Below are 19,060 nucleotides of genomic sequence, written 5' to 3' on the forward strand. Positions count from 1 at the left end.
TCGGTGGAGGCTACTTGCCCAGGCGGCGTTCCTTGAGCACGTACGTGAAGGTGGTGTGCACCAGCACCTTGGCGTCCGCATCGGCGACCTGCACCTCGGCCACGACCACCGAGGACCCGCCACGCAGGATGCGTGCGGTGGCAACCGCCGGTCCGGACTTGGAGTTGGACATGAAGTTCACGTTCGACTGCACGGCCAAGGGGAACTGTCCGGCGTTCGCGTAGGCGTTCATGGCCAAGTAGGTCCCGGCGATGTCGGCGGCACCAAAGAGCGATGCGGCGGCAAACATGCCATTGGCCTGGGCCAGCTCGTCGCACAACGGCATCGAGAAACTCATCGAGTCCTCGGTGACGGCATGCGGGGACAGGCGCAGCGTGAAGGTGATGTCCTCGAAACCAAGTGATTCGCGGAACTTGTCCCAGCGTGCGGTGAACTCGGACAGGGTTGCAGGTAGTGCCATGATCTTTGTGTCTCCAGTAGTCAGGGGGAAATGGGGAGTTGGCTCCCACCTTAACGGCGATGGCACCCGATCGGGACAACCGGGTGCCATCTGGCAGCACAACCGCCGGATGGCGGGATGCCGTGTGGTGGATTACTTGCGCTTCAGGGTTTCCTTGGACATCAGCACACACGCGGCGCCGACGGCAATCAGGAAGATGAAGTACCAGGCGATGTTGTTCGTTCCACCGCCGTTACCCAGATTGACCAGCCACTGGCTCATCAGTGGGGCCAGGCCGGCGCCAAGCACCGAACCAACCTGGAAGGTCAGCGATACGCCGGTGTAGCGGGATTCGGTGTCGAACTTCTCGGCCAGGAAGGCTCCGATCGGGCCATACATGGAAGCCTGGATGATCGGGTTGCCGACCATGAAGCCCAGGGCGATCATCCAGAAGACTCCGGAGTTGAACAGCGCGAACATCGGGAAGACCAAGACGATGGAAATCAGCGCACCGGTTAGCATGACCGGGCGGCGGCCGTAGCGGTCCGAGAGCCAGGCGAAGAACGGGATCGCGAAGATGTGCACGAGGGACGAAGCGGTGAGCATCATCAACGCGGTCTGCCGGTCCACCGCGCCGGAGGCAACGACGTAGGGGACCATGAAGATCGCAAGCATGGCCTGCATGAACAGCGGGCCGGCCACGGCCAGGGTGCCCAGGATGGTTTCCTTCGGGTAGTCACGCAGCACACGGGCCAACGGCATCCCGGTGTGGGTTGCTCCGGTGGCCTTGGCCTTGAGGAAGTCGGGAGACTCGGTCACGCGGTAACGCATGTACAGGCCGATGATCACCAGCACCGCGGAAAGCAGGAACGGGATGCGCCAGCCCCAGGCCAGGAATGCTTCCTCGGGGAGCCCCGCGAAGAGGCCAAGGATCAGGGTAGCCAGCACGGATCCGGTCGGACCGCCGGTCACGGCGATGGAGGCAGCGAAGCCGCGGTTCTTTTCCTTCACGTGTTCGGCGGCCATCAGCGTGGCGCCTGCCCATTCGCCGCCCACCGCCAGGCCCTGGATGACGCGCAGCAGAACCAGGAGCAGCGGGGCCGCGATGCCGATGGTCTGGTACGTCGGCATCAGGCCGATGACGACCGAGACCAGGCCCATCATCATCAGCGTGATGAACAGGATGTTCTTGCGGCCAAACTTGTCACCGAAGTGACCGAAGAGCACGCCGCCCACGGGGCGAGCGATGTAGCCGGCCAGCAGGATCACGAACGACAGCGCGGTGCCAAGGCCCTTGTCCATGCTCTCCGGGAAGAACAGGTGGGGGAAGACCAGTCCGGCGGCAGCGCCGTAGAGCAGGAAGTCATAGTATTCGACCGTCGAGCCCAGGAAGCTGGATATCAGTGCCCGGCGGGTTTCCTTGGGCGTTGCCTCAGGGTGTTGCTGTACTGCGTCCAGCCCGGTGTGGGAATGGGTTGCCATGGTGACTCCGTGGTGTGATTGCGAGTTGTGTCACATGGAAGCATGGCTGGAGTCCTCAGCGAATACCCAGACCGCGTGCCGCGGTGCGGAACGCGGAAAGTGACGGGTGTCATTTTCGGTCCGTGCCGGGCCGGAGAAATGCGTAGGCGCCCGGAAGCCGGCAGAACCGGTCCGCGGGCGCCGCCGCCAGAGGTGCGGTCAGTGGCTAATCGCGTCCGGCCCGCCGGGTTTCCTTGGACAGGTACACGCATACCGCGGCAACAAGGATCAGGAAAATGAAGTACCACGCGATGTTGTCGGTGCCGCCGCCGTTGTCCAGGGCGATCAGCCACTGGGCCATCAGCGGTGCGGTTCCGGCACCGAGGACCGAACCGACCTGGTAGGTCAGCGAGACGCCGGTGTAGCGGGCATTGGTGTCGAACTTCTCGGCCAGGAAAGCGCCGACCGGCCCGTACATGGAGGCCTGGATGATCGGGTTGCCGACCATGAATCCCAGTGCGATCAGCCAGAAGCTGCCCGAATTGAACAGGGCAAACATCGGGAAGACCAGCGCCACCGAGATCGCGGCACCGGCCAGCATCACCGGGCGGCGGCCGAAGCGGTCCGAGAGCCAGGCGAAGAACGGAATGGTGAAGATGTGCAAGAAATTCGAGGCCGTCAGCATCATCAGCGCCTCTTGCTGGGTCAGGGCCCCCGAAGCCACCACGTGCGGCACCATGAACACTCCCATCAGCGCCTGCATGAACAGCGGCCCGGCAATGCCCAGGATGCCCAAGACGGTTTCCTTCGGGTACTCGCGCAGCACGCGAAGGATCGGGGCGCCGGTGGGTCCGGTGTTCTCGGCCTGGGCTTTGAGGAAGTCGGGGGACTCGGTCACCCGGTAACGCATGTACAGGCCGATGATGACCAGCACCGCGGAGAACAGGAAGGGCAGTCGCCAGCCCCAGGCCAGGAACTCCTCGCGCGGCAAACCGGCAAAGAGTCCGAGAATCAGTGTGGCCAGCACCGCGCCGGCCGGTCCGCCGGAGACGGCGACGGAAGCGGCGATCCCGCGGTTCTTTTCCCCGACGTGTTCGGCGGCCATCAAGGTGGCCCCCGCCCATTCCCCGCCCACGGCCAGGCCCTGGATGACGCGCAGCAGGACCAGGAGGATGGGTGCGGCCATGCCGATGGCCCCGAAGGTGGGCATCAAGCCGATCGCCACGGACACCAGCCCCATCATCATCAGAGTGATGAACAGGATGTTCTTGCGGCCGAACTTGTCGCCAAAGTGGCCGAAGAGCACGCCGCCGACGGGCCTGGCGATGTAGCCGGCCAGCAGGATCACGAAGGACAATGCAGTGCCCACGGCGGGGTCCATTGTTTCGGGGAAAAAGAGATAGGGGAAGACCAGCCCGGCGGCGGAGCCGTAGAGCAGGAAATCGTAGTACTCGACCGTGGAACCAAGGAAGCTGGAGACCAGGGCGCGGCGGGAACCCTTGCCGGAGGTTCCGGCTGCGGCCGGTGCGGGGGCGGGATGTGTGGTCTGGGTCAAGGTGTCTCCGAAAAAAGAATATGGACTGAGGTATTGACATAACCATTGCCGATGTGATCGGGCACACCAAAACGGTGTTCCGTTAGACGGAACACGGCGGCTGGCTCCCGGCCATTCCCACATCGGACCGATGGCCGCCCGTGTTGACAGGATTGGGTGTGCTGGGGTTCGGCACGGCCGTTGGCACTTTGCCCGCGTCTCCGGTGTGATTGAGGTCAAGAGAACACACCCCATCATCCGTCGGGCGGCGAGCGCCCAGGAGGAAACGATCCACATGAGCACCACGGACAGCTGCCCCTCTGAGGCGAATGCCGCCATCGGCAAGATGCGCGGCTCCGAACACGGCCCGAAGAACATCGACGTCTCCGCGCTGGTGGACGCCGAAGACGGGCTCATCGATCGGTCCATCTACACGGACCCAGGGATCTACGACCAGGAAATGCGCCGGATCTTCGCCCGCAGTTGGCTCTTCCTGGCCCATGCCAGCCAGTTCAAGAAGCCCGGCGACTTCTTCACCACCTTCATGGGGCAGGACCCGGTGATCGTCACCATGGACAAGACCAAGACGATCCGCGCCTACCTGAACTCCTGCCGCCACCGCGGGATGAGGTTGTGCCGCGCCGACGCCGGCGCCACCAAGATGTTCACCTGTACCTACCACGGATGGTCCTTCGACCTGGCCGGCGCCCTGCAGACGGTGCCCAACGAGAAGGCCTACCCCGAGGACTTCGACAAGAAGCAGTGGGGCCTGATCGAGGTCCCCCGCGTGGCCGAATACAAGGGCCTGATCTTCGGCAACTGGGACAAGGACGCCGCGGACCTCGAAGAAACCTTGGGCGACATGCGCTACTACCTGGACGCCATGCTCGACCGCGACCCGGAAGGGACCGAGGTCATCGGCGGGGTGATGAAGTGGGAGCTGGAGGGCAACTGGAAGCTGGCCGCGGAACAGTTCGCCACCGACTGGTACCACGTGAACATGTCACACGCCTCCGCGCTGATGGTCATGTCGCCGACCGGCAAGGGCCCCAAGGCCGAGATCGTTGCGACGCCCGGGCGCCAGTTCCTCTCGCCGAATGGACACGGCGCGGGTTTCCCCACGCACCCCAAGTCCCGCTTCGACGCCCAAGCGGTGCACGAGCACTACGACTACGACGCCCTGCGGGAGCGCCTGGGCGACGCCGCGGTGGAGGGCCCGATGACAACCGGCCACGCCACGGTCTTCCCGTCGTTTTCCTACTTGCCGGTCAACGGCTCGATCCGCATCTGGCACCCCAAGGGACCGAACAAGATCGAGGTCTGGGCCTGGATTCTGGTGGACAAGTCGATGCCGGAGGACGTCAAGGACGCCCAGCGACTCTACAACCTGCGCACCTTCGGGCCCTCGGGCATCTTCGAGGCCGACGACGGGGAAAATTGGTCGGAGATCCAAGCGGTTTCCGGCGGCTTCGTCACCAACTCGGTGCCGTTGAACTTCCAGATGGGCATCGGCTCGGAGCGCGAGGACGGGGTGTATCCCGGGCAAACCTCGGAACTCTACTCGGACGCCGCGGGCCGCAGCTTTTACAGGCACTGGGCCGAACTGATGAACACCCCGGCCTGGCACGAACGGCCCGCGCCGGCACCCGCGGGCGAATCGGCCTGATCCCCGGCAGCAGCTGCCACCACCCACACGGATTTTTAGCAGGAGGACGCCATGAGCGAAGCAATCAATATCGGAACCATCGATGACATCGACGAGGGAGAGGCGAAGGTCATCCCCGCCGAGGAGAACGGCACGGGCGAGGACATCGCGGTGTTCCACGCCGAGGACGGCAACTTCTATGCGCTGGACGACACCTGCACGCATGAGACCGCGTCCCTTGCCGACGGCTGGATCGAGGGCACCGAGGTCGAATGCCCGGTGCACTCGGCCAAGTTCTGCCTGAAATCGGGCACCGCCTTGTGCATGCCGGCTACCATCGCAGCGCGCACCCACAAGGTCGAGGTCTCCGGCAACGATGTGCTGCTTTACCCGGCCGTGAGCGTCGTCGACGCCTAGCCGCAATCGTCCACTTTCTTCCACCCGTCTGAAACCCAAGGAAAAATCGATGAGCGTCGAATCTGTTGTGATCATTGGTGGTGGCCTCTCCGGCTTCACCGCCGCCAAGGAACTGCGGGGACGCGGTTTCGCCGGGACGCTGTCCATCATCGACCCGGAGGGCCTGCCCTACGACCGTCCACCGTTGAGCAAGGACTACCTGGCCGGTTCCAAGGACGCAGCAGGAATCGCCCTGGCGTCGGCAACCTGGTACGTGGAAAACAACGTCACCGTCATCACCGGCACCGCCACCGCGCTGGACCCGGACGCCGGCACGGCAACGCTGGATGACGGCAGGGTGCTGGTCGCGGACCGCTTCGTGCTGGCCACCGGCGGGCGGGCCCGCCGCCTGTCCATCCCCGGCGGGGACCTTCCCGGGGTCCTGGAACTTCGCACCAAGAATGATGCCGACACGCTGCGTGGGCTCCTGGCTCCGGGCGTCCGCCTCGCGATTGTCGGTGCCGGGCTGATCGGTGCGGAAACAGCTTCCTCCGCCCGCGGCTTTGGGGCCGAGGTCACCCTCATCGATCCCGTGGAAATCCCGCTGGTCCCGGCTATCGGCGAGGTGCTGGCCACCCGACTGCACAACATGCATGCGCAGCACCAGGTGCGCACCGTCACCGGCATCCCGGAGGAAATCACCCAAGGCGCCGAGGGCTACGGCATTCTTCTGTCTACCGGTGAAACCATCGCGGCCGACGTGGTGCTGGTGGGCATCGGCATCATCGCCGCCACCGAACTGGCCGAGGCCGCCGGCCTGGATACAGACAATGGGGTGCTGGTCGATGAACGCGGCGCCACGTCCCACCCGCGCGTATACGCGGTGGGCGACTCCGCCCGTACCCGGCTGGACGACGGCACGCTGCTGCGCCGCGCCGAGCACTGGGAACACGCCATGAACGCCGGAGCCACGGCGGCCGCCGCGATCCTGAACCAGGAACCGCCGGTGCACGGCGCATCCTGGTTCTGGTCGGACCGGCACGGGGTGCACGTAGAGGGCGTGGGGTCGATGCACGGGGATGGCGAGCACGTGGTGCGGATGCTTGACGGCGTGCCGATCGCGGCCTTCCGCCTCGACGCCGAGGGCCTGATGCTAGGGGCCGCGGCTATCGACGGAGGGCTGACGGTGCGGGCGGCACGCCGCATCATCGACCGCAACATCAAGGTCGACGCGCTCGCCCTGGCCGACCCGGCCACCGAACTGAAGAAATTGGCGCGCTAGCGGCGCCCGGCAACGATCCAAAGAAACGGAAACACCATGACCCAGGAAACCGGCACGCAGTTCCAGATGCGTCTGGCCGACGCCGAACTGACCCACGCCGTGGCGCAGTTTTATTTCCACGAGGCCGAGCTGCTCGACGACGGGCGTTTCGCCGACTGGCTGGACATCTTCGACGAGGACCTTTTCTACTTTGCCCCGCTGCGCACCAACAGGCTGCGCCGCCAGGCCGCCCTGTCCATTGGGCAACCGGGGGAGGCAGCCTACTTCGACGAGACCAAGGAGTCGTTGGCCTGGCGCATCCGCCGCTACGACTCGGGCATGGCCTGGGCCGAAGACCCGCCCTCGCGCACCCGCCACCTGATCTCCAACGTGATGGTGCGGCACACCGGGGACTCCGAGCTCACGGTTCGCTGCGCCTTCCTGGTCTACCGCAACCGGCTGCACACCGAGACCGACATCTACGCCGGTGGACGCACCGACGTAGTCCGCGTCCAGCCCGACGGAGGCTTCAAAGTCGCCGAGCGCGAGATCCTTTTCGATGCGAATGTTTTGCAGGCCAAGAACCTGTCGACCTTCTTCTAGACCTGCAGGCAGGGGCACCGTCCCTCCAGTCCCCACACATCAATGGAATAACATGAGAGTGAGCAGATCATGAGCACCACGGCACCAGGCTGGCTCGAGGGCAGCGTCGCCCTGATCACCGGAGGAGGCTCCGGCATCGGACGCGCGGTGGCCGACCGCTACCTCGCCGAGGGGGCGAGCGTGGCGATCTTCGGCCGCGATGCTGCCAAGCTGCAGACCGTCGTCGATGCCTCGGCCGATCCCTCGCGGATGATGGCCATCGCCGGGGACGTGCGCGATGCCGACTCCCTGTCCTCCGCGGTTACCGACGTCGTCTCCCGCTTCGGCAAGCTCGACACGGTGGTGCCCAACGCAGGGATCTGGGACTTCAACCGTTCCCTGACCCGGCTCTCGGCCACGGAACTAGGGGAAAGTTTTGACGAGCTCTTCGAGATCAACGTCAAGGGCTACCTGCTCACCGTCCAGGCCGCCTGGAAGGAACTGGTCGCAGCCAACGGTTCGGTCGTCATGACCCTGTCCAACGCCTCCTTCCATCCGGCCGGCGGCGGCCCGGTCTACACCGCAGCAAAGTTCGCTGCCCGCGGCCTGGTCACCCAGCTCGCCTACGAACTCGCACCCAAGGTGCGGGTCAACGGCGTGGCGGTGGGCGGGATGGACACAGACTTGAGCGGACCGAGTGCCACCGGCCTGGAAAACCGCACCATCGCCGCGTCGTTCGCGCGCTCGGAGATTACCGGGAACAACCCGCTGATCCCGCTGCACCACGCCTCGGTCGACCCGGTGGACTTCACCGGGTCCTACGTCCTGCTGGCCTCGAAGGCCAATGCGGGTAACATCACCGGTGCCATCATTCCCGCGGACGGCGGCATTGCCGTGCGCGGGTTCGGCGCCCAGGCAGCTGGAGGAGACCACCTGTGAACTTCATCGACCGCAATCCCGTGGTGGGACTCGAACGCCAAACCATCTACTTCCCCCACCAGCTCCTGTTCACCTACGAGGAGCGCACCTGGGACTACGCCGCGTTCTTCGCCGAGGTCCGCGAGCAGGCCACGGCGCTCCACGCGGCCGGTGTGGCGCCGGGGGAGCGCGTTGCCTACCTGGGGCTGAACTCGGTCTCCTTCATGCGCACCATGTTTGCCTGCTGGTGGCTCGGGGCCGTGTTCGTCCCGCTGAACTTCCGCCTGGCGCCGCGCGAGATCGCCGGGCTGCTGGATCAGTGCAACCCGCGGGCGCTCTTCGTCGAGCCCGGGCACCGGGAGACCCTCGAGACCATGCTCGGCTACGCGGACGTCGAGACCGGCGACATGGCCCTGCTGCTCATCGACGACGACCCCGCCGTTCCCGCACCCGCGACCATCGCCGCACCCTGGACGCCGGCATCGGCGTGGGTGCGCGAGGGCGTCTCCGGTTCCGCGGAACCGGCCATCCAGGGCGCCGACGAGGACGATCTGGCGATCCTCATGTTCACCTCCGGCACCACCGGGCAGCCCAAGGGCGTGGAACTGTCCTACGGCAACATCTGGTGGAACTCGGTCAACGTCGACTCGCTGGTGGACACCCGCCGCGGGGACACCAACCTGGCCGTGGCCCCGCTCTTCCACATCGGCGGGCTGAACGCGCTGACCATCCGGGTCATCGTGCGCGGTGGCCACGTGGTGGTACGGCGCACCTTCGACCCCCGGCAGGCCCTGAAGGACATCCATGAGTACAAGGTCAACCAGGCGTTCCTGGTGCCGGCCATGCTGTCGGCGATGGCCCAGGCCGACGAATTCGCCGACGCGAAACTTGAATCTCTGCGCGCGCTGATCTGCGCCGGTGCCCCGGTGCCTACGATCCTGCTGCGCCAGTACCAGGCCAAGGGCGTGGAGGTGCAGCAGGCGTGGGGACTGACCGAGACCGCTCCGTTCGCCACCTACCTTCCGGCGGAACTGACCCACCAGCGTCCGGGCTCCTGCGGGGTGCCCATGCCGTTCACCCAGATCAAGGTCGTTGACCCGCTGACCGGGGTCGAGGTGGAGGAAGCCGGGCAAACCGGTGAGTTGTGGGTCAAGGGACCGAATGTCACCCGGCGCTACTGGAACAATCCGGAGGCGACCGAGTCGGCCTTCTCCGATGGTTGGTTCCGCTCCGGGGACATCGGCTACCGGGACGCCGATGGGTTCCTGTACGTGGTCGACCGGCTCAAGGACATGATCATCACCGGCGGGGAGAACGTCTACCCGGCCGAGGTCGAGCGTGCGCTGATGGAATACCCAGGCGTCCTGGACGTCGCGGTGGTGGGTGTGGCCGATGAGCAGTGGGGAGAGACCGTGGTCGCGGTCATCAGCTGCGCCGACGGAACCGTCCCGAGCATCGAGGAAGTGCGCGAATTCTCCGCCTCGCTGCTGGCCCGCTACAAGCTTCCCAAGCGGCTCATCATCACGGGGGCGGTCCCGCGCAACGGATCGGGCAAGCTCGACAAGCCGGCCGTACGCCTGCTGGCCAACAACACCCTGGAGGCCAAGTAATGTCCGGGCACGACCACGACCACGACCACGACGACGTCGACCTGCTCAGGTGGCCCGACGCACTGGGTCCCGAATGGACCTGCGAGGCCGCGGCGGCCGCGCCGGGCCACGAATCCACGCTGATTATCCGCCGAGCCGGAAGCCAGGTGGCCACGGTGGACGTGATGCGGATCTTGGATTCCGAATTCGCCGCCACCTACCCCTCGGGGCTGCGCGACAGGCTCCTGCTTCCCGACGCGGGTGCGCCGGCCGAGGCAATCCAGCTGGCCTCGGAATCCGTGATGGACGCCGACCCCGCCTGCCGCCGCCTGGTCATGGCCTGTGCGGAGGACGACCTGGAGACCATTGGCATCGCAGAGACGGCCGGGTACCGGTTCGTGGTGGAGGTGGACCTGCATCGCGGGTCGTTCGCGCTGCTGACCGCCGAACCGGCTTGGGTGCTCGAGGAATCGCGGAACATCGACGAGGTTCCCACCGTCTAGCCCGTGCTCCAAGACCGGCGGATGTCGCCGACGCGTTCGTCCGCACCGGCGACATCCGTCGCTTCCTTCTTGCCCCGATCCCTACGCGGTTTGCGCATGGCGTAGCTGCTGCCGCTGGCGTGCGCTGACTGCGGCGACGGCGCGCGAGGCCGCATAGCAGACCTTGCGCAGGACCTCGGATTGTGAGTCGGGAATGAACTTGCCGGTGGGACCGGAAATCGACAAGGCCGCCACGGGCTTGCCTCCCGGGCCCATCACGGGAGCGGCGATGCAATTGAGGCCCATCAGGATTTCCTCCCGATCGAAGCCAACATGCTCCTTGCGGATAGTGGCCAGTTCTATCCGGAGCGCCTCCGGATCGGTGATGGTGTGCGGGGTCCATGCCGACATTTCACTACGCAGCGCCTCGTCGGCACTCGCGGGGTCGAAGGCCAGCAGGACCTTGCCCACCGCGGTGCAATAAGCAGGTGCCATGCCGCCGATCCGTGAGGGGCTGCGAACCTGCAGATGCCCGTAGAGCTTATTGAGGTAAATAACGTCGGTGCCCTGCAGCACTGCCAGGTGCACGGTTTGCTTGGTTAGTTCATAAAGGTCGGCGAGATAGGGCGTCAGCACATCGCGCATCCGCCCGTGCGCTGCCGATTCCTGGGTATCGCCGAGGCTCAGGATCATCTTGCCCAAGCGGTAGGCGTTGCCCGCCCGCTCCACCGCCCCGTTGCGCTGCAACATCCCCAGCAGGCGGAAAGCGGTTGACTTGGAAAGATCGGCCCGGCGCGCCAATTCGCTGACACCGACGCCGCCCACTGAATCCTGACCGAAGGCGTTAAGCAGCGACATGGCCTTGTCCACTGCGGTGCGGTCATCGCGTTGCTGAACTGGGCTCAGGGACATCTCGGGAAACCTCCAACGTTGCCACCCGAGAGATACTGGGAAGTTTTCGGGCGTGTTACAAGTGTCGTGGGGAAAGTGACGCATGTCAAACATGACAAATTGTCATCTATAAGTGACGATAGATGCATGGCGATGAACAACGTGGTCTCACGGAACATCCAGCGAATCCGCACCGAACGGGAGCTGTCCCTTGGCGAGCTGGCCCGCCGCGCGGGTGTGTCAAAGCAGACCCTGTCCAAGATCGAACAAGGCCTTGGCAATCCCACCATCGGCACGCTCGAGGAAGTGGCGCGTGCGTTGAGCGTCCGGATCGGCGGCCTGCTGACCGAGTGGGGCTCTCCCGTCCTCATGCGGCGCAAGGCCGAGGGGGAATGGAGTGCCAGGCCGCAGGGCCCAACCCGGGACCTGGACCAGATCTATGGATCGGGCTATGTGCGCACCCAGTTGCTGGCTGTCGCGACGCCGCTGGAGGGCGCCAACGGAACCACGTTGAGCACAGGATCGCTCCACCAGGTCTATGTGATCGAGGGCCTGGTCGAAATCCGCTATGGCGCCGAGCTGGTGCAATTGTCCGAAGGGGACTTCCTGCGTTTCCCGGCCGATGTCGAGCATGTCTTCGGCACGCCCGATGGCAAGGCCCTGCTGCACATCACCACCACCGCGCCGCACGTGGCGCAGTTCGCGTCCGAAGGCTAACCGGGCGCCGGCCTCGGACCCGCGTCAGGCCGTTGTCCGCTCCTCGGCCCGCGCGTACTGGCCCGGTGTTTCCAGCACAGCCAGCGTGCAGCGTGAAATACACACAAGCTTGCCGACTTCGTTGCTGATCCTGATTTCCCAGACCTGGGTCTTGCGGCCCACGTGGATGGGGCTTGCTACTCCGTAGACCCATTGCCCGGCAATGCCGGCGCGAAGGTGGTTGGCGTTGATTTCCTGGCCGACCACGTGGAAGCGTGCCGCGTCCACGGTCAGCGATCCGGCCCAGGATGCCAGCGTCTCGGCCAGCGCCACCGAAGCCCCGCCATGCAGCACCCCTGCCGGCTGGATCGTGTGCTCGTTGACCGGCATGCGCCCCGTGAGCGTGGCCTCGGTGAACGAGGTGATTTCAATGCCCAGGATTGCGTTCAACGTGCCCTTGGCCTTGTCGTTGAGTTCTTGGATGTCGAATTCTTGTGCCCAAAGCTTCATGTTCGTTGGCTCCCGGGATGGTTCTCGCAGTGGCGCGGCAACCTTGTTTGGGCCGCAGGTTCTTCACGAGCCTATTGGGGTGGTGCCCAGATGGGGCAGGGTTCATGCCGCTGGCCGGAACGACGGAAGCCTCGCCGGTCCTGGTGCGGACGGGCGGGGCTTGCGGACGGGCGGGGCTTGCGGGCGGCTGCCTGGCGAAACTACTTGGCCATGTGCAGTGCGAGGTAGGCCTTGATGACCTGGTTGAATTCGTTGGCGCGTTCGACCTGGGACCAGTGGCCGCATTGGTTGAAGATGTGGGAGTCGGCGGTGGGGATGACGGCCTGGAGTTCGTGGGTGCGGCTGACCGGGATGACGACGTCCTGCATGCCGTGGACCAGCAGCACCGGAATCTCGAGCTTGCCCAGGACCTCGAAGTCCAGCGGCAGGGCGTCGCGGTCGCGGTCGCGGGCGGTGACGACCTCGACGAGGCGGTCGCTGGCGGTGTCGTTCAGCGCGGAGGCGTAGCGCAGGGCGACGAGTTCGTCGGTGACCAGGGACTTGTCGACGACGAACTGTTCCAGGGTGCGGCGGATGCCTGCCTCGGAAAGCTCGGGCTTGGCGTGGCCGGAGAGCGCGGCGGTCTTCTTGGCGCCGCCGGTGCCCATGGAGACGATGCCCAGCAGGCGCTCGGGGAAGTCGATGGCGAACTGCATGGCGACCCAGCCGCCGATGGAGTTGCCGACGATCCAGGTCTTGTCGATGCCCAGGGCGTCCAGGACGCGCACGGCGTGGCGGACCCATTCCTTGATGCCGTATTCGATGCCCTCGGGCACGACGGTCTGGCCGTAGCCGACGGAGTCGATGGCGATGCAGCGGCCGGAGGCGGCCAACTCGGGAAGGTTCAGCCACCAGTTGGCGGCGGCGGTGACGCCGGTGCCGGAGCCATGCAGGAAGAGGATCGGGGTGCCCTCGCCGAGCTCGTGGTAGTGGGTGATTTCGCCTTCGGCGGTTTGAAGCCACTTGTCTTCGAGGCCGAAGAAGGCGTCGGTCGTGTAATCGGGAATCTGGGTGACGGTCATCGTGAAACTCCTGCGTAATTCGGTGAGCCGGACGGTGGTTTAGCTCCACCCTAGACGCGTGCCCGGGTGCCGGGGGATGAATCGTGCCAACCTGCGGCACGAAATCGGCGGACACAGGATTCAAAGTCGCCATCACCCGTGAAGACCGCTTGGCAAGCATTGCACTGGTGCAAGAAATTTATGCGGGCCCCGCGCCCTCCGGGGCGGCGCCGCTTTGTGCGCCGCGGCGCGCACGCGCGATGATGGGGGAAGGGAAGTGCCGGACCGGGAGTCCCGCCACCCCCCCCGCCTCGACCACATCGACAGATCGGTAACATCCATGAACATCGAATCCATCCTGATCGTTGGAGGCGGCCTGGCCGGATTCACCGTGGCGCAGAACCTGCGCGTCCGCGGATACGCCGGAACGTTACAGATCATCGATCCGGCAGGGATCCCCTATGACCGTCCGCCCCTGAGCAAGGGCTACCTGCTGGGGGACAAGGATGCCGCGGGCATCGAGCTGGCCCCCGCTTCATGGTTCGCCGAACACCGGGTGGAACTTCTTCCGGGCACGGTGCGCGCCCTGGAACTCGAGCCCCTGGGGGTGGAACTGGAGGACGGTCGCACGCTGCATGCCGACCGCCTGGTCCTGGCCACCGGCGGCTCCGCACGCCCGCTCCCGATCCCGGGCGGGGACCTGGACTCCGTGTTGGTGCTGCGCGACCGCGCGGATGCAGACAGGCTGCGGGCCAAGATCGTCCCCGGGACGCGGCTGGTCATCGTCGGGGCCGGGCTCATCGGTGCCGAGGTCGCCTCCTCGGCCCGGCAGCTGGGCGCTGAGGTCACGCTCGTTGACCCCATGGACCCGCCTCTGGTTCCCGCGGTCGGCCCCGAGTTGGCCAGGCGGCTGCACGCCATGCATGCCGACGCCGGGATCACCGTCATCCACGGCGCCCCCGTGGGCATCGCGCGCACTGCCGACGGTCACCGGCTGGAGCTGGCTGACGGCCGGGTCGTTGAGTGCGATGAGGTGCTGGTGGGCATCGGCATCATCCCCAACACCGAGCTGGCGCAGGCCGCGGGACTCGAAACCGACAACGGGGTGCTGGTCGATGAAAACCAGCGCACCTCGCACCCGAGCGTATTCGCCGTGGGGGACATGGCCCGTACCCGGAGGCCCGACGGAACGTTGCTGCGCCGCGGTGAGCATTGGGAGTACGCCATGAACACCGGGGCCACCGCCGCCGCGGCGATCCTGGAGCAGGACCTGCCGGTGCACGGCGCCTCCTGGTTCTGGTCCGACCGGCACGGCACCCACGTGGAGGGAGTCGGGGACATGAACGCCGAGGGCACCACGATCCTGCGGATCAACGAGGGGGAACCCGTGGCCGCCTTCCGCATCGCGGCCGACGGGCGGATGCTGGGGGCAGCGGCCATCGATGGGGGACTGACCATCAAGGCTGCGCGGCGCATCATCGACAAGGGCATCATCGTCCAGGCCGCGGCGCTCGCCGATCCTGGAATTCAACTGAAGAAGCTGGCACGTTAGGCACGGTCACCAGGATCCGGGCGAGGAGGCAGGGCATTCGCCGACCGGACCCGTGGCCTAGCCTTTCGGCTCGTACCGCATGGCCACCGCCCCCGAGGCGAACTCCAGCCGGCTCACGAGCCTCAAATCGATATGCCTGGACAATCCCTCGAACAACTTTGGCCCGTGGCCCGTCAACCGGGGATGCACCACGAACTCGTACTCATCGATCAACCCCAACTCCGCCAGCGCCAACGGAAGCTTCATGCCGCCCACGAAAATTCCCTGGCCGGTCTCTGCCTTGAGCTGTCGGACGGCTTTTTCCAGGTCCCCGCGCACGAGCTCTGCGTTCCAATCGACGCTTTCCAGGGTGCTCGAGACGACGTACTTCCTCGCCGCGTCGATCGTCCGGGCGAAGGGCTCCATCCAAGCGGGCCTCGCCTCCGCAGCCCCGGCAGCCCCCGGCGACCGCCAGGCTTCCTCCATCATCTGGTAGGTCACCCGGCCAAAGAGAAGGGCGTCGGCCCGGACGAGGTTCTCAACAGCATGTCGATGCAGATCCTCGTCGACGACTCCCGCACGATGATCGCAGCACCCATCCAAGGTGACGTTGATGGAGTACCTAAGGGGTCTCATGGCGCAAGAGTACCCACTGGACGGGGGCCATGGAATACGAGATCAGCCGTTCGCCGTCGGCCCGCTTCGGTTCTTCCTTGCCCCAGTGCCGCGGCGGGGCCAGACTGGAGGCGGGACAACGGCATGATGCTGCTTGCCCCCCGCCAGCAGGAAGGCAGAGCCAGGATGGACACCGAACCCACCGGAGACAGCCCGCGCACCGTGGATCTGGGAGAGGTGGACATGCTGGAACCGGGCACTGCCGTGCTGGTTTCGGGAGAGACCAGCGGGTATCCGGATGACATCGGCCTCTTTCGCACCGAGGCGGGGGATTACTACGCCCTGGACGATGAGTGCCCGCACGAGGTTGCTTCCCTGTCCGAGGGGTGGATCGAGGGGGACGAGATCGAATGCCCGCTGCATTCCTCGCGCTTCGACCTGCGGGACGGCAAGGTGCTTTGCCTGCCGGCGCTCAACGATGCCCGCACCCACAAGGTCGAGGTCAGGGACGGACGTGTGCTCCTGTTCCCGGGAACCGACGCCCCGTGACCCCCCTGCTAGGGAGTCGGACGCAAGGTTGCCACGCGCACCAGGGCCGCCCCGGTGCCCAGCTCGGCCCGGTCTCCGGGATTGGCCCAGTAATGCTCCAAGGTGCGCAGGAGCTGGTCCGGGTTGGCCGTGAGTTCATGGACCAGGATGACCACTTTTCCTGCCCGTGCCTGTTCCCCGGCCTCCTGGCGTACCACGATCCAGGCCGGGCCGCGCTTGCCCAGGGGCTTGTGCCGTGCGGGATCGGCCGCCTCGATGCCGGCGACATCGTTCCAATAGATTTCCCTGGCGCCGCGCGATCCATGGACCACAATGCGGCTGCGGGTGAGGTAGACACCGGGTTCCTGGGACGCTGCCGCAATGCGGGCCAACCGGATTCCGCGGTTCAGCACGTACACGCCGGTGGCCAACAGAAAAATCGCCAGCAAGATGATCAGGACCAGCGGGTTGTAGTCCTGGAGGATCAGCAGCCGGGCGCTCAGCGCCACGGTGGCCACCAAAATCACCACCGCCAGACCCATCACCACGGCTGCCCATTGGGCCGAGGTCCGGAACATCGGGAACCACGTGGCGGCGCGCGGCCCCGTACTGGTCAGAACGGCCTCGGTGCCCGCGGCGTGATCCTCCGTGGGGCGCCGGTAGGCGGATGCCACGCCGAGCAATACCGCCAGGGCACTGGCGATCAGTGCCGTGGACAACACAGGACTGGCATGCAGTGCGGCATAGATTCCGGTGCCGGCCAGAAAGGCGAACAACACAAAAGATGGCAGAAGATGGTGCGCCATTTTCCAGCCGCTGTGGCGCGGTGCCCACAGGGGTGCCTCGGAACCGGTTTTGCTCATGTCACCAGCCTAAGCCGCCGATTGGATGAAAGACGTTACACACTGCGCCATGGCGTCTTCTCCAACGGGACATTCGCTGTGTATCTCGCCTACGATAAACGCACTATGGAATCGATTCGCAAACGCGTAAAAGTAATCACTTGGCTGCTGATTGCCGCCCTGGTCGTCGGCACCGGCGCCGGCCTGCTTTCTGGCGTGCTCTAAATGCCGCATAACCCCAACGATCCCGCGACGCTTCCCGGAGGAGGCGAGGCGGAACTTCCCGAGGCCCTGCGCACACCAACGGTAAACGTCAAGCGCAGCTGGGTGGCCTCGGTTGTCGCCATCAACATCGGCATCAACATTGTCTTCTTTGCCCCAATTAACGTGTTGCTCGGGTTGCAGGCCACGGCCATCGACGCCGGGTCCAAGGAAGCGATCCTGTCGCTCGTCACCGCCTGCGGCGCATCCGTGGCGCTGGTGGCCAACCCGCTGTTCGGGGCGCTCTCGGATCGCACCGTCTCCAAGATGGGGCGTCGCTCGCCCTGGATTCTCGCCGGGGCCATCCTGGGTGCCGCCTCGCTGTTGATGCTTTCCGGGGCCACCACCGTCGGGTTGATGTTGTTGGGTTGGTGCGGCCTGCAGGCAGGTGCCAACTCCGCCTATGCCGCGGTCACCGCCACGATCCCGGACCGCGTGCCGGAACGCCGGCGCGGCGGAATCGGCGGGCTGGCGGCCATGGGGCAAACCGTGGGCATCCTGCTGGGTGCCGTGGTGGGCTTCATGATCACCGGGAATATCGCCGTTGGCTACATCATCTGCGCCGTAGCCCTGGTCGTCTCCGTCATTCCCTACGTGCTGCGTGCCAACGACCCTGCCCTGCCGCGCGAGTTCCGCCCCGCCTTCAAATTGCTGGACTTCGCCAAGGGCTTCTGGATCAACCCGATGACCCATCGGGACTTCGGATGGGCCTGGCTGACCCGGTTCATGATGAACACCGGCAACCAGATGACCATCGTGTACCTGCTCTTCTTCCTCACCGACGTCGTCAAGTACCCCGACCCCGCCGGAGGAGTGCTGATCCTGACAGGCATCTACGCGATCATGGTCATCATCAGCGCCGTGCTCCTGGGTCCGATCAGCGACAGGTCGGGCAAGCGCAAGATCTTCGTGATCGTCTCCTCGATCGTCGTGGCCTCCTCCGCCCTGATCATCGCGGTGTCGCAGAACTTCGCAGGCGCGCTCATCGGTGCCGCCGTTCTCGGGCTTGGTTTTGGCGCCTACCTTGCTGTCGATTTTGCGCTGTTGACCCAGGTCCTGCCCTCGGCAAAATCCCGTGGCAAGGACATGGGCGTGATCAATGTGGCCAATTCGCTGCCGCAGGTCATCGCCCCGGCGTTGGCTTTCTTCGCCGTGAAGGTGCTGGGCGGTTACACGGCCTTGTTCATCGTTGCGGCGGTCATTGGCATCTTCGGCGCCCTGCTGGTGCGCAACATCCGCTCGGTACCCTAGGCGTCGCACGGCCCGCGCCGGCCGGTGTCTGGTGGCTCACCAAAACCGCACAACGGGCGACAGCACCGATAGGCTGGGACCCATGGCATGGTTACGCGACGCACCGTTTGGCTGGGCCTTCGCGTTCCTCTTTTTGCTGTCCATGGCGCGGGCCAACACCACTTACTGGATTGGCCGAGGCATCGCCGCCGGGGTTGAGCACACCCGCTTCCAGCATGTGCTGACCGGCCCGATCTACCGGCGAGCCGAACGCTTCATCCAGCGTTGGGGCGTGTTTGCCATTCCGCTGTCCTTCATGACAGTGGGCATCCAGACCGCCGTCAATGCCAGCGCCGGCGTCGCCCGGATGCCGGTGCTACGCTACCTTCCGGCCGTCATTGTCGGGTGCTTGATCTGGGCCACGATCTATTCCACCGTTGGCATGGCGGTGATCTACGCGTGGCTGGCCTTGGGATGGCAGTGGATCGTTGCAGGGGCGCTGGTCCTTCTCATCGCGACCTTGGCCTGGATCCGCTACCGCCGGCGCAACAGCTGAGGCGAATATCCGTCGATCAGTGGCGCGAGCAGTACATAACAATTCCGCCATCG

The 19,060-nt window shown here is 65.6% G+C and carries 20 protein-coding genes; 12 read left to right on the forward strand and 8 right to left on the reverse strand.

The annotated features are described in order from the left end of the window. Positions 1-10 precede the first annotated feature (10 nt). The 3 genes from Q2T94_RS11665 to Q2T94_RS11675 form a co-directional block, all read right to left on the reverse strand. Positions 11-460 carry a PaaI family thioesterase gene (locus Q2T94_RS11665; RefSeq protein ID WP_264270133.1) on the reverse strand — a complete coding sequence of 150 codons (450 nt, stop codon included), beginning with the start codon at positions 458-460 and terminating at the stop codon, positions 11-13. 132 nt (positions 461-592) lie between these two features. Continuing rightward, positions 593-1,921 carry an MFS transporter gene (locus tag Q2T94_RS11670; RefSeq protein ID WP_264270134.1) on the reverse strand — a complete coding sequence of 443 codons (1,329 nt, stop codon included), beginning with the start codon at positions 1,919-1,921 and terminating at the stop codon, positions 593-595. A gap of 205 nt (positions 1,922-2,126) precedes the next feature. Continuing rightward, positions 2,127-3,455, reverse strand: a complete 1,329-nt coding sequence (locus tag Q2T94_RS11675) for an MFS transporter (RefSeq protein ID WP_264270135.1) — start codon at positions 3,453-3,455, stop codon at positions 2,127-2,129. A 274-nt stretch (positions 3,456-3,729) separates the two neighbouring features. Here Q2T94_RS11675 and Q2T94_RS11680 point away from each other — a divergent pair, with 274 nt between their 5' ends. From Q2T94_RS11680 to Q2T94_RS11710, 7 genes are all read left to right on the forward strand, one after another. Continuing rightward, positions 3,730-5,100, forward strand: a complete 1,371-nt coding sequence (locus Q2T94_RS11680; RefSeq protein WP_264270136.1) for an aromatic ring-hydroxylating dioxygenase subunit alpha — start codon at positions 3,730-3,732, stop codon at positions 5,098-5,100. A 51-nt stretch (positions 5,101-5,151) separates the two neighbouring features. Then, on the forward strand, positions 5,152-5,496 hold the full coding sequence (locus tag Q2T94_RS11685) for a bifunctional 3-phenylpropionate/cinnamic acid dioxygenase ferredoxin subunit (RefSeq protein ID WP_264270137.1): 345 nt from the start codon (positions 5,152-5,154) through the stop codon (positions 5,494-5,496). A gap of 49 nt (positions 5,497-5,545) precedes the next feature. Next, on the forward strand, positions 5,546-6,757 hold the full coding sequence (locus Q2T94_RS11690; protein WP_302264493.1) for an NAD(P)/FAD-dependent oxidoreductase: 1,212 nt from the start codon (positions 5,546-5,548) through the stop codon (positions 6,755-6,757). 36 nt (positions 6,758-6,793) lie between these two features. Beyond that, on the forward strand, positions 6,794-7,339 hold the full coding sequence (locus tag Q2T94_RS11695; protein ID WP_264270139.1) for an aromatic-ring-hydroxylating dioxygenase subunit beta: 546 nt from the start codon (positions 6,794-6,796) through the stop codon (positions 7,337-7,339). A 69-nt stretch (positions 7,340-7,408) separates the two neighbouring features. Beyond that, a complete protein-coding gene (locus tag Q2T94_RS11700) occupies positions 7,409-8,257 on the forward strand; it encodes an SDR family NAD(P)-dependent oxidoreductase (RefSeq protein ID WP_302264494.1) in 849 nt (282 codons plus the stop codon). Beyond that, a complete protein-coding gene (locus tag Q2T94_RS11705; protein WP_302264495.1) occupies positions 8,254-9,846 on the forward strand; it encodes an acyl-CoA synthetase in 1,593 nt (530 codons plus the stop codon). The genes Q2T94_RS11700 and Q2T94_RS11705 overlap by 4 nt, the downstream gene beginning before the upstream one ends. Next, positions 9,846-10,328 carry a hypothetical protein gene (locus tag Q2T94_RS11710; protein WP_302264496.1) on the forward strand — a complete coding sequence of 161 codons (483 nt, stop codon included), beginning with the start codon at positions 9,846-9,848 and terminating at the stop codon, positions 10,326-10,328. Before Q2T94_RS11705 ends, Q2T94_RS11710 begins: the two co-directional genes overlap by 1 nt. A gap of 81 nt (positions 10,329-10,409) precedes the next feature. Here Q2T94_RS11710 and Q2T94_RS11715 read toward each other — a convergent pair whose 3' ends face one another. Continuing rightward, complete coding sequence (locus tag Q2T94_RS11715; RefSeq protein ID WP_302264497.1) at positions 10,410-11,219, reverse strand: IclR family transcriptional regulator; 810 nt, start codon at positions 11,217-11,219, stop codon at positions 10,410-10,412. A gap of 126 nt (positions 11,220-11,345) precedes the next feature. Between Q2T94_RS11715 and Q2T94_RS11720 the strand changes: the two genes are divergently transcribed. Next, positions 11,346-11,915, forward strand: a complete 570-nt coding sequence (locus Q2T94_RS11720; RefSeq protein WP_302264498.1) for a helix-turn-helix domain-containing protein — start codon at positions 11,346-11,348, stop codon at positions 11,913-11,915. A 24-nt stretch (positions 11,916-11,939) separates the two neighbouring features. Here the strand turns inward: Q2T94_RS11720 and Q2T94_RS11725 are convergent, their stop codons facing one another. Both Q2T94_RS11725 and Q2T94_RS11730 read right to left on the reverse strand, forming a co-directional pair. Further along, positions 11,940-12,404 (reverse strand): PaaI family thioesterase, encoded by a 465-nt coding sequence (locus Q2T94_RS11725; RefSeq protein ID WP_302264499.1) that lies wholly within the window; start codon positions 12,402-12,404, stop codon positions 11,940-11,942. A gap of 200 nt (positions 12,405-12,604) precedes the next feature. After that, positions 12,605-13,465: an alpha/beta fold hydrolase gene (locus Q2T94_RS11730; RefSeq protein WP_302264501.1), complete on the reverse strand. Its 861-nt coding sequence runs from the start codon at positions 13,463-13,465 to the stop codon at positions 12,605-12,607. A 319-nt stretch (positions 13,466-13,784) separates the two neighbouring features. Here Q2T94_RS11730 and Q2T94_RS11735 point away from each other — a divergent pair, with 319 nt between their 5' ends. Then, entirely contained in the window at positions 13,785-14,996 is a 1,212-nt protein-coding gene (locus Q2T94_RS11735) for an NAD(P)/FAD-dependent oxidoreductase (RefSeq protein WP_302264502.1), read from the forward strand. A gap of 57 nt (positions 14,997-15,053) precedes the next feature. On the opposite strand, the gene Q2T94_RS11740 is transcribed toward Q2T94_RS11735, so the two are convergent. Further along, a complete protein-coding gene (locus Q2T94_RS11740) occupies positions 15,054-15,611 on the reverse strand; it encodes a dihydrofolate reductase family protein (RefSeq protein WP_264270148.1) in 558 nt (185 codons plus the stop codon). A 165-nt stretch (positions 15,612-15,776) separates the two neighbouring features. Between Q2T94_RS11740 and Q2T94_RS11745 the strand changes: the two genes are divergently transcribed. Next, complete coding sequence (locus Q2T94_RS11745; RefSeq protein WP_302264504.1) at positions 15,777-16,139, forward strand: non-heme iron oxygenase ferredoxin subunit; 363 nt, start codon at positions 15,777-15,779, stop codon at positions 16,137-16,139. An 8-nt stretch (positions 16,140-16,147) separates the two neighbouring features. Here the strand turns inward: Q2T94_RS11745 and Q2T94_RS11750 are convergent, their stop codons facing one another. Further along, positions 16,148-16,981 (reverse strand): hypothetical protein, encoded by an 834-nt coding sequence (locus Q2T94_RS11750; RefSeq protein WP_264270150.1) that lies wholly within the window; start codon positions 16,979-16,981, stop codon positions 16,148-16,150. Between the two features lie 204 nt (positions 16,982-17,185). Between Q2T94_RS11750 and Q2T94_RS11755 the strand changes: the two genes are divergently transcribed. After that, entirely contained in the window at positions 17,186-18,472 is a 1,287-nt protein-coding gene (locus Q2T94_RS11755; protein WP_264270151.1) for an MFS transporter, read from the forward strand. Between the two features lie 82 nt (positions 18,473-18,554). Beyond that, on the forward strand, positions 18,555-19,007 hold the full coding sequence (locus tag Q2T94_RS11760; RefSeq protein ID WP_264270152.1) for a DedA family protein: 453 nt from the start codon (positions 18,555-18,557) through the stop codon (positions 19,005-19,007). Positions 19,008-19,060: the final 53 nt, after the last annotated feature.

The organism is Paeniglutamicibacter sulfureus, assembly GCF_030512175.1.
GTDB lineage: Bacteria > Actinomycetota > Actinomycetes > Actinomycetales > Micrococcaceae > Paeniglutamicibacter > Paeniglutamicibacter sulfureus.

Coding starts and splice junctions, on each gene's coding strand:
- Q2T94_RS11665 (WP_264270133.1), bottom strand. CDS start 460: ATGGCACTACCTGCAACCCTGTCCGAGTTCACCGCACGCTGGGACAAG.
- Q2T94_RS11670 (WP_264270134.1), bottom strand. CDS start 1,921: ATGGCAACCCATTCCCACACCGGGCTGGACGCAGTACAGCAACACCCT.
- Q2T94_RS11680 (WP_264270136.1), top strand. CDS start 3,730: ATGAGCACCACGGACAGCTGCCCCTCTGAGGCGAATGCCGCCATCGGC.
- Q2T94_RS11685 (WP_264270137.1), top strand. CDS start 5,152: ATGAGCGAAGCAATCAATATCGGAACCATCGATGACATCGACGAGGGA.
- Q2T94_RS11690 (WP_302264493.1), top strand. CDS start 5,546: ATGAGCGTCGAATCTGTTGTGATCATTGGTGGTGGCCTCTCCGGCTTC.
- Q2T94_RS11695 (WP_264270139.1), top strand. CDS start 6,794: ATGACCCAGGAAACCGGCACGCAGTTCCAGATGCGTCTGGCCGACGCC.
- Q2T94_RS11700 (WP_302264494.1), top strand. CDS start 7,409: ATGAGCACCACGGCACCAGGCTGGCTCGAGGGCAGCGTCGCCCTGATC.
- Q2T94_RS11710 (WP_302264496.1), top strand. CDS start 9,846: ATGTCCGGGCACGACCACGACCACGACCACGACGACGTCGACCTGCTC.
- Q2T94_RS11715 (WP_302264497.1), bottom strand. CDS start 11,219: ATGTCCCTGAGCCCAGTTCAGCAACGCGATGACCGCACCGCAGTGGAC.
- Q2T94_RS11720 (WP_302264498.1), top strand. CDS start 11,346: ATGGCGATGAACAACGTGGTCTCACGGAACATCCAGCGAATCCGCACC.
- Q2T94_RS11725 (WP_302264499.1), bottom strand. CDS start 12,404: ATGAAGCTTTGGGCACAAGAATTCGACATCCAAGAACTCAACGACAAG.
- Q2T94_RS11730 (WP_302264501.1), bottom strand. CDS start 13,465: ATGACCGTCACCCAGATTCCCGATTACACGACCGACGCCTTCTTCGGC.
- Q2T94_RS11735 (WP_302264502.1), top strand. CDS start 13,785: ATGAACATCGAATCCATCCTGATCGTTGGAGGCGGCCTGGCCGGATTC.
- Q2T94_RS11740 (WP_264270148.1), bottom strand. CDS start 15,611: ATGAGACCCCTTAGGTACTCCATCAACGTCACCTTGGATGGGTGCTGC.
- Q2T94_RS11745 (WP_302264504.1), top strand. CDS start 15,777: ATGGACACCGAACCCACCGGAGACAGCCCGCGCACCGTGGATCTGGGA.
- Q2T94_RS11750 (WP_264270150.1), bottom strand. CDS start 16,981: ATGAGCAAAACCGGTTCCGAGGCACCCCTGTGGGCACCGCGCCACAGC.
- Q2T94_RS11755 (WP_264270151.1), top strand. CDS start 17,186: ATGCCGCATAACCCCAACGATCCCGCGACGCTTCCCGGAGGAGGCGAG.
- Q2T94_RS11760 (WP_264270152.1), top strand. CDS start 18,555: ATGGCATGGTTACGCGACGCACCGTTTGGCTGGGCCTTCGCGTTCCTC.